This is a genomic window from Intrasporangium sp. (assembly GCF_030452765.1).
In the GTDB taxonomy this organism is placed as follows: Bacteria; Actinomycetota; Actinomycetes; order Actinomycetales; family Dermatophilaceae; genus Intrasporangium_A.
This window is the reverse complement of sequence record NZ_JAKDLO010000255.1, coordinates 1-5,104: the sequence shown is the minus strand read 5'-3', so window position 1 is coordinate 5,104 and position 5,104 is coordinate 1. Positions and strand designations below refer to the sequence as shown.

At 68.5% G+C, this 5,104-nt stretch carries 6 protein-coding genes and 1 pseudogene; 2 read left to right on the top strand and 5 right to left on the bottom strand.

Annotation, left to right across the window (positions count from 1 at the left end):
• Window positions 1–277: pseudogene (locus tag L0H79_RS20700) on the top strand (hypothetical protein); the annotation flags it as partial.
• 31 nt (window positions 278–308) lie between these two features.
• Window positions 309–1,244 carry a fumarylacetoacetate hydrolase family protein gene (locus L0H79_RS20695; RefSeq protein WP_301486528.1) on the top strand — a complete coding sequence of 312 codons (936 nt, stop codon included), beginning with the start codon at window positions 309–311 and terminating at the stop codon, window positions 1,242–1,244.
• Between the two features lie 168 nt (window positions 1,245–1,412).
• Here L0H79_RS20695 and L0H79_RS20690 read toward each other — a convergent pair whose 3' ends face one another.
• The 5 genes from L0H79_RS20690 to L0H79_RS20670 form a co-directional block, all read right to left on the bottom strand.
• Complete coding sequence (locus L0H79_RS20690; protein ID WP_301486527.1) at window positions 1,413–1,811, bottom strand: type II toxin-antitoxin system VapC family toxin; 399 nt, start codon at window positions 1,809–1,811, stop codon at window positions 1,413–1,415.
• Window positions 1,808–2,044, bottom strand: coding sequence for a hypothetical protein (locus L0H79_RS20685; RefSeq protein ID WP_301486526.1), 237 nt, complete (start codon window positions 2,042–2,044; stop codon window positions 1,808–1,810). Before L0H79_RS20685 ends, L0H79_RS20690 begins: the two co-directional genes overlap by 4 nt.
• A 183-nt stretch (window positions 2,045–2,227) precedes the next feature.
• The gene (locus L0H79_RS20680) at window positions 2,228–2,623 is read right to left on the bottom strand and encodes a VOC family protein (protein WP_301486525.1); all 396 of its coding nucleotides are present in this window, start codon (window positions 2,621–2,623) and stop codon (window positions 2,228–2,230) included.
• A 567-nt stretch (window positions 2,624–3,190) separates the two neighbouring features.
• Window positions 3,191–4,318: a hypothetical protein gene (locus tag L0H79_RS20675; RefSeq protein WP_301486524.1), complete on the bottom strand. Its 1,128-nt coding sequence runs from the start codon at window positions 4,316–4,318 to the stop codon at window positions 3,191–3,193.
• A gap of 112 nt (window positions 4,319–4,430) precedes the next feature.
• A partial coding sequence (locus tag L0H79_RS20670; RefSeq protein ID WP_301486523.1) for a CHAT domain-containing protein occupies window positions 4,431–5,104 on the bottom strand: 674 nt, incomplete at its 5' end.

The following is a 5,104-nucleotide window of genomic DNA, read 5'->3' as shown; positions in this document are numbered from 1 at the left end:
GTCAGCCACACGATCACGATCCATCGGCTCTCGCCGGACATTCGACCTTAAATCATGGCCATTGCACCATTCCGGAGTTCCCCCACTGGAGGCCGCGCGTGCGACCGACCTGGGCCGCTATGCCGAGTGGCATGACACAGAACGACTGGCGGGAAACCTCCACCGCGCCATGGCAGAACTGTCGGGGACTCCGGCTGGCGGGAAGATCGACTTGGCTGCCGCGATCGGCGACATGCGCACTCTCAACGGCGCCCAACCGATGCATTGCCTTGCTTGAACCGACGTTGGACGAGAAGAGGTGGGTACCCATGAAGTGGTTGACATTTCACACGAAGGACGACCCGAGGGAGCGTGTCGGGGTCATCCGCGACGGGGGAGTCGCTGCAGCCCAACCCGGGGCGACAATGATCGGCTGCTTCGGCGCATCACGTGACGACTTCGCGGCGACCGGACAGGCACTGCTCGATCACGGACCGTTCTTCCCCATGGAGGCCATCCAGCTGGCACCACCGATCCCGAGACCGCCGTCCGTCCGCGACTTCATGATGTTCGAGGAACACGTCATCAACGCCAGCCGCGGCCTGGGTCGACCCGTTGACCCGGGCTGGTACAAGCAGCCGGTGTTCTACTTCACCAATCCGGTCGCCATTGCCGCCACAGGACCAGCGATCCCGGTGGCGCCGGGATCGGAGAACTACGACTACGAGCTGGAGTTGGCCACGGTCATCGGCTGGCCCGGAGCCAACGTTCCGCCCGAGGCGGCCGAGGCCCTGATCGCTGGATACTGCCTCTTCATCGACTGGAGCGCCCGCGACTTGCAGGGTGAGGAGATGAAACTCGGGCTGGGCCCGGCCAAGGGCAAGGACACCGCCACGACCCTCGGGCCCGTGCTGGTCACCCCCGACGAGCTCGAGCCGTACCGGAAGGGCAACGGATTCGACTTGACCGTGTCCGTCAACGTCAATGACCAGGACTACGGCACTGGGAGCTTTGCGAACATGTACTGGTCGTTCTCCGACGCGATCTCGTATGCCGCTCGTGGCACGAAGGTGGTGCCCGGCGATGTCTTCGGGTCCGGCACGTGCGGAAGGGGTTGCATCCTGGAGTTGCAGGCCCTACACGGACCCGATGCCTACCCTTGGGTGAAGCCGGGCGACCTGGTCACGGTCGAGGCTCAGGTGTTGGGGAGCATCGCGAACGAGATTGTGGCCGGCCCTCGACCGCACGCCCTGAGTCGGGCCTGATGCGCGGCAGGAGCCCTCGAGTCCGCACCGCTCATGATGTCGCTCGTCGCCAACGACGCATCGCGGCGGCAACTGACTGTGCGCCATTGGTGCCGTTGACATGTCGATCGGAACGAGGCCACCGGCACGGCCGGCACCAACCGCTTCGGAGTGCTGGTCATGGACCAGTTACGGAGTGCTGACAGTGCAGCGCAGGTCTGGTGCGCGGGCAATGCCGCGGTCAAGTGTGACGAGGGTGACCTCGAGGAGCTCAGCGAGGGCGACGTAACTGGCGTCGTAGGTCGTCAGATTGCCGCGCAGCTGCCACGCTCTGGGTGCCAGGAGCTCGTAAGGCCATTGTTCGACGGCCAGGTCAAGCAGGTCGGCGTGGGCCTGGACAGCTTGGTCTGCGGTGACCAGCCCGGCCAGCTCGTGGCGCCGGACGATGTTGGCTGCCTCGAAGGCGAACAGGCTCGGGCTTGCGAGGTCGGCTCCGGTGAGGGCGCCGGTGGCCCAGCGCCCGTCCGGCCCGGCGTCCAGCAGCATCGCGACGACCGCGGAGGCGTCGCAGACGATGGGCGTTCTCACCGTCGGTCGGCATCGCGGGCAGCGAGGATCGACCCGCGGGCGATGCGAACGCCTGTCGTCTCCACACGAGAGCGAGCCCGCGCGATGAGGTCGTCGACGGCGGGTCGTGAAGCGCTCTGGACGAGCATGCCGCGGAGGTACTCCTGCAAGGACATCCCGGCCCGGGCCGCGCGTGCCGCGAGCTCATCCCTGACCCTGTCCGGCACGTCGCGCACTGTGATCGCCACACCCATGCAGCCATACTAGCAGCAACAGCAGCATTATGAAGCGTCGGGTCCGCACGTGATGAAGGCGCCACTCGTCGTCATTGCGGCGAGTCCGCTGCCGGACGGGGTCGAGGGACGAGCTCGCGGCGACCCGTCAGCGCGGTGGGCGGCATACGCCCTTGTCTCGAACGACGCCGCCGGGCCCGCTGGTCAGCCCTCCGGGAAGCCCGAGTCGATGCACAGAATGTTTCCCTCGCTGTCCTTGAACCAGGCCGCCTTGCCGATCGCACCCAGGTCGGCGATGCCGTCGTCCCACTCCACGCCCGGCATGTCGTAGGTCTCGAGTGCAACACCCTTGGCCTGCAGGGCCCGCGCCTCGGCCACGACGTCATCGACGTGGAACTGGGCAATGGTGTGTCCGGCCTGGCCGGCGTACTCGGTCCGGTAGACGCTGAACACCGTGCCGCCCACGGTGCGGTAGAGCAGCATTCCGGCGTCGCCGAACTCGGTGGCCGGCTCCAGGCCGAGGGTATCGGCGTAGAAGGATCGGGCCCGCGCCAGATCGGCGGCGGGGATGTTGGCGGTGACGGTTGCATTCGAAAGCATGAGGTCCTCCTGATGAGCTGACAAACGCGATGTTGCGTGAGAGTCGTGGGGCGCCGCTGGCGGACACCACGCGACATCCGGAACGATCGAATGACTGGTGAGGCCATGGACGGTCGGCGCGAGGAAGTGTGCCGGCGCTTTACCGGCCTTGCTCCCGTGTCGTGACGTCACCCCCTTTGAGGAGGGTTCCGGGCCCGATCGACGATGCCCCGCAATCCGCTATATACACCCGCCTCTGGCGGTGCCGCAGCCAAACCGCAAACTCTGGAGAAGGGGGCACCTACGTTTCGGTCATGGGCGCGGGTCGCGCTGCCTATCCGGCGAGTCCGCCTGTCGTGATGAGTGCGGAGTTGACGGTCGCATCCGGACGCCGGCTGGGACATCGTCGCGCCGATCGAGGACGGACCCGAGGGGAGCGAGTTCAGGGAGCCCCAGGTCCCCAAACCATCGCCGCCCACGCTGCACATGACGCGTGACGACCGAGTCAGCCGGGCAGCCAGTCGCTCAAGGCCCGTGCGACTCGCTCGTGCCTGAAGTAGGAGCAGTGCCAGGCGCCGGCGTCAGCCCTCAGGTGCAGGGCGTGGCCGTCGCCCACCCGGAGACCGCGCGGTCCGCCGACATACCCGACGCTCTCGCATGGGCCACTGCGTCGTTGGGCCTGTCGCCGAAGACCTTGTCCAGCAGCGAATCCGGCAGCCGCCACAACGCCGCCAGCGACCCCTCCGGCTCGAAGTCGGCGTCGATGGCAAACAGCCGACTCGGGTCGGGTGCCGTCGCGGCGATCCCGGCCAGGAACTCGCTGCCGGGGCGCATCGACGCCAGCCCGGGCAGTCCGCCGAGCGCACCCTGACCGAGGATCTTGACCACCTCGAGGACGGCGTCGAGCACGTCGAGCACGACCGTCCAGGGCCCCGGGGGGACGAGGTCGAGCAGGGTGGTCATGCGGTCGACGTAGGTGCCCAGCAGCTTCCCGTCGGCCAGCGGGGTACCGGAATCGGGGGTTGCGACGAGAATCGTGCGCCGTAGCGCCCCGAAGGAACCGCGGCCGGTGCTGAAGGCACCGTGCAGGAAGATGAGCGAACGGCCCGAGGTGAGCCGCGAGCCGTCGAACCCCTCGCCCGCCACCTGTGGCGTGGGCGCCAGTCCGTATGCCGCTGGCCCGAAGTCTCGCAGGTGGGTGGGCCGATGCGAGCGCTCCCACACGCTGGCGACGAACTGGGCTGCTACTCCGACGAGCTCGGTCACGACGCGATAGACGAGGACCGACAGGATCTTCTTGCCGATGAGGGTGATCAGGGACCGGTCGGCGACTCCGGCAGCAGCCTCCCCCTCCCGCACCCGCGGGGCCGCCACGACGCGGGGCATGACGAAGCGAACCGTCGCCCGCGCCCCTCGCGCCACCGCGCCAGCCGCCGAACCTGCGCCTGCGCGTGTGCCTGCGCGTGTGCCTGCGCCTGCGCCGACACCCCCTGCGCCGGCGGGCGCCTCGGTCGCCTGCACCTCCACGGCGATGACCTGGCGCATCTCGGCGCGCGCCAAGGCGTCCTGCCACACGTTGGTCGTCCGGTCCGGCTCGCCGCCGCGCCCGCCGAGGTTGCCCTGCTGCAGGACGGCGGTCCCCCGAAGGCCGGGCGCCGTGATGACGACCCCTCGCCCCAGGTCGATTCGCCGCGCGCTCGCGTCAAGCTGTGCCATGCGTCCCTCCGATCTTGGCCCCTACCGCTGTTCACCCAGATCGCCTGTTCACCCTGAATGCGGTCACCCTGAATGCGTCACCCCGACACTCGAGCACCCCCACGGCGACCGCTCAGCGAACGAACGTCAGCTCCGGGTGCCCATAGAACACGTAGGCCAACGACGAGGCCGTGTGCAGGTCCCAGGCAGTGGCATAACGGCTGCGCAACTGCCGCAGGGACTCGGCGACGGACGTGCCGGCGGTCAGGGCAGCGGCATAGAACTCCTCCGCGAACCGCCTGGCCACGAGGTCGTTGACGCTCCACAGGGGTGCGACATACCCGCTGCACCCCTCGGACACGAAGGCCCCCGCCATACCGCCGTAGTCGCTCAGCACGGATCCGGCCGTCCCCACCTGGCAGGCGTTGAGGAAGACGAAGGGCTTCGTCTCCCGGGTCAGTGACGATCCCTGGACGACGAAGGGGTCGAGCCGGCGCAACGTCTCGCTGAGGACGATCCCGGTGTACTGCTGCATGGTCGGGTTCACCTCCCCATGGGCGGCCACGTGAACCGCCGTCGGTCCGAAGGGAGCACCGTTGCGCTCGAGTTGGTTGCCGAGCAGCCGTGCGAGGTCTGCCTCGGTCGCCGTCAGTGGCAACCCGCCGTAGGCGAAGGCGATCGCCTTGCCCTCCTCGACCGCCTCGGGCAGTGGGCGTACGTCCGTGTCGGAGGCGTAGTCCCCGATGACGACCGCGAGGCACGTCGCCGAGGCTCGGACGGGCGGGGGCGAGGCGGGGCGGTCCCCGC

Bases quoted from the DNA above. Each gene is read 5' to 3' on its own strand.
- L0H79_RS20695 (WP_301486528.1), top strand. From the start codon at position 309: ATGAAGTGGTTGACATTTCACACGAAGGACGACCCGAGGGAGCGTGTC.
- L0H79_RS20685 (WP_301486526.1), bottom strand. From the start codon at position 2,044: ATGGGTGTGGCGATCACAGTGCGCGACGTGCCGGACAGGGTCAGGGAT.
- L0H79_RS20680 (WP_301486525.1), bottom strand. From the start codon at position 2,623: ATGCTTTCGAATGCAACCGTCACCGCCAACATCCCCGCCGCCGATCTG.
- L0H79_RS20675 (WP_301486524.1), bottom strand. From the start codon at position 4,318: ATGGCACAGCTTGACGCGAGCGCGCGGCGAATCGACCTGGGGCGAGGG.